The sequence below is a fragment of the Comamonas sp. B-9 genome, assembly GCF_000410635.1.
GTDB lineage: Bacteria > Pseudomonadota > Gammaproteobacteria > Burkholderiales > Burkholderiaceae_C > Comamonas.
This window is the reverse complement of the sequence record NZ_KE148536.1, coordinates 4,594-7,377: the sequence shown is the minus strand read 5'-3', so window position 1 is coordinate 7,377 and position 2,784 is coordinate 4,594. Positions and strand designations below refer to the sequence as shown.

The following is a 2,784-nucleotide window of genomic DNA, read 5'->3' as shown; positions in this document are numbered from 1 at the left end:
GATCTCCGGGGCGCCAAGGCCGCCCGCGCCACCTCGGCCGCGCCGCTGCTACCGGGCGCCGCCAGTGCGCTGAGTTTGCCGCTGACCTGGGCCAAGTGTTGCCAGGCTTTTTCATGCAAGGGGTCGGCATCGCGCCAGGCCAGCCAGGCCTGGTGCTGGCCCTCGCTCAGCGCGCCCTCTTGCTGCTGCAGCCACCACTCCACCGCGCTACGCGCTACCTCGGGCGGTATGGCCAAGGCGCCGGGGCCCGTCATGTCGCCACCGCAAAAAAGCAACGCATGCCCGCCTGCAGCAGGTAGCGCTTGACGGTGGTGATCGACACGCCCAGCGCCTGTGCAATCTCGGCCTGCTTCATGCCATCGAGCTGGGCCATCAAGAACGCCCGGCGCACGGGGACCGGCAGGCCATCGAGCAGGCGGTCGATCTCGTCGAGCGCCTCCAAGAGCAGCGCCCGCTCTTCGGGCGAGATGGCCGTGGCCTGCGGCACCTGGGCCAGCGCCTCCAGGTAAGCGCGTTCGAGATGCTGGCGGCGGTAGTGGTTGGCCAGCACGCGCTGGGCCACCGTTGTCAAAAACGCCCGGGGCTCGCGCGCCTGCACCGGCTCCTCGCGCGTGAGCAAGCGCATGAAGGTGTCCTGCGCCAGATCGGCCGCCTGGTGCACATCGCCCAGCTTGCGGCGCAACCAGCCCTGCAGCCAGCCATGGTGGTCGGCATAGAGCGTGGCAACTTCTGAATGCACAGGGGGTTCGGCGCTGGTCATAGGGCTGGGGGCATGCAGGCATGCCCATAGACAATGCAAATAGGAATTAATCGCATTGTAACCAGCGGTATTTGACCCCTTTGGCCTCCGCACCACGGCCACCCTCTTCCCATACGGCCATTGCCCAAACCCGCATGGCCACGCCGGAAAGCGAGGAGCGCGACAATATCAGCCAAATTTAGCTATATGTAAACTTCGATAAGCATGCGAGATATCAAGAAGATGGACCTCAACCTGCTCAAGGCGCTGGACGCACTGCTCGATGAGCGCAGCGTGACCCGTGCGGCCGGCAGGCTGGGGCTGACCCAGCCGGCGATGAGCGGCATGCTGCAGCGCCTGCGCGAGAGCTTTGCCGACCCCTTGTTTGCGCGCGTCCAGCGCGGCATGGTGCCCACGCAGCGCGCGCTGGATCTGGCCCTGCCGGTCAAGCAGATGCTGTGCGAGATCGATGCATTGCTGCAGCCACCGGTGTTTGACCCCAGCTCCGCCCGGCTCACCTTCCGCATCGCTGCCACCGACTATGCGCTGCGCGCCATTGCCGTGCCCTTTCTGGCAGCCTTGAAGCGCCAGGCGCCCAGCATTCGCGTCTCGCTGATCCCGCTGGAGCCGCGCCTGGTGCAGGGCCAGCTCGAGCGCGGCGATATCGACCTGGCGTTTTTGACGGGTGACAATACCCCCCAGGACATGCATGCGCGCGAGCTGTTCCAGGAGCACTATGTCTGCGTGATGCGCGAAGGCCACCCGGCTGCGGGCCGCAAGCTCAGCGTCAAGCAGTTCTGCGCGCTGGACCATGCGCTGGTGTCGTACGAAGGCGGCGGCTTCCACGGCGTGGTGGACGAGGCGCTGGAGAAGCTGGGCCAGCGCCGCGAGGTCACCTTGTCGCTCAAATGCTTTGTGGTGCTGCCCGATATCCTGCGCTCCAGCGACCTGGTCGCCGTGCTGCCCAGCCGCCTGGTCGCTGGCATGGAGGGCTTGTCGGTCTGCAAGCCGCCCGTGGAGGTGCCAGGTTTTAGCAAGCTGGCCGTCTGGCATGAGCGCAGCCACCACAACCCGGCGCAGCGCTGGCTGCGCGAGCTGCTGTTTTCTTCGACCCAGGCATAGGAAAGGGCCCCATAAGGGGCCCTCAGAATTGCCACATGAGCGCCCTACCCCAAGGTTGCGGCGCTCCACGGGCTTAGGTGCTGGCCACGCTTATTGCGCTACCCAGGGCGGCGACTGGATGTAGTTGTCCCAGCATGCAGGCTGCTGCGCTGGAGCGCCTTGGCAGCTGCGCCAGCCTACGGCATACCAGGCCTTGCCGCCGTTGCGGTAGTCGCCGGATTTTTTGGCGTCACTGCGCCAAACTTCCTTTTCCAGCGTGTCGTTCCAATCCTTTGTCTTCAAGGGGCTGGTGCTAGGTGTGAGCTGGCCCATGGCGGTGTTGGTCACGCCAGGAAAAATTTCAATGCCAGGCGTGGCGCTGCGCATTTTGAAGGCCGCATCGCGTACAGCGGCGACATAGCTGACGGTGCTGCCTGCGCCTGCTGTTTCAACGCCGCTTTGGACATTGACTTCGGCAGCGTTGAGGTCCTTCAGGTTGTACTTGCTCAGGTCGATCGCGGCTTGGCCAGACGCTGCTTCGCGCAGCCACAGGCCCCAGTAGAACTCGGCAAACTCCTGCACCTGGGCATTGCTGTAGCCCATATCGCGGGTGAGGTAGACCAAGGAGCGATAAGGGTCGTCCGCCAGTGCGCCCAGGCCCAAGGTGCTGGGCAATTGTTCTGGCGTGATGGCCTTACCGGCCTTATCGAACAGCCAGACGAACTTGTTGGCCTGCATTTTTTGCCAGAAGCTCGTGAGGTCTGGCGTATCGCTGAAATTGCCTGCGACGCGTACATACACCGTCAGGTCTGGGCCGCCATCGGCCAGTTCCCACAGGGTCGTGAAGGTGTGGTGGCCATCGGTCAGGTACAGCTGGCCATTGGGGCCCACCACCACGGTTTTGAGGCCATCGGGGCTGACATCGCTATCGGCTAACGTGCATT

At 64.4% G+C, this 2,784-nt stretch carries 4 protein-coding genes; 1 reads left to right on the top strand and 3 read right to left on the bottom strand.

Going from position 1 to position 2,784, the window contains the following annotated elements; genetic code table 11:
* A partial coding sequence (locus H928_RS0107665; RefSeq protein WP_027010672.1) for a FecR/PupR family sigma factor regulator occupies positions 1–254 on the bottom strand: 254 nt, incomplete at its 3' end.
* On the bottom strand, positions 251–760 hold the full coding sequence (locus H928_RS0107660; protein ID WP_021025951.1) for a sigma-70 family RNA polymerase sigma factor: 510 nt from the start codon (positions 758–760) through the stop codon (positions 251–253). The genes H928_RS0107665 and H928_RS0107660, both read right to left, overlap by 4 nt.
* 204 nt (positions 761–964) lie before the next feature.
* Between H928_RS0107660 and H928_RS0107655 the strand changes: the two genes are divergently transcribed.
* Complete coding sequence (locus H928_RS0107655; protein ID WP_021025950.1) at positions 965–1,861, top strand: LysR family transcriptional regulator; 897 nt, start codon at positions 965–967, stop codon at positions 1,859–1,861.
* Between the two features lie 90 nt (positions 1,862–1,951).
* On the opposite strand, the gene H928_RS32835 is transcribed toward H928_RS0107655, so the two are convergent.
* Positions 1,952–2,784, bottom strand: an 833-nt coding sequence (locus tag H928_RS32835) for a ParB/Srx family N-terminal domain-containing protein (protein WP_204366292.1), incomplete at its 5' end; no start/stop codon positions are given.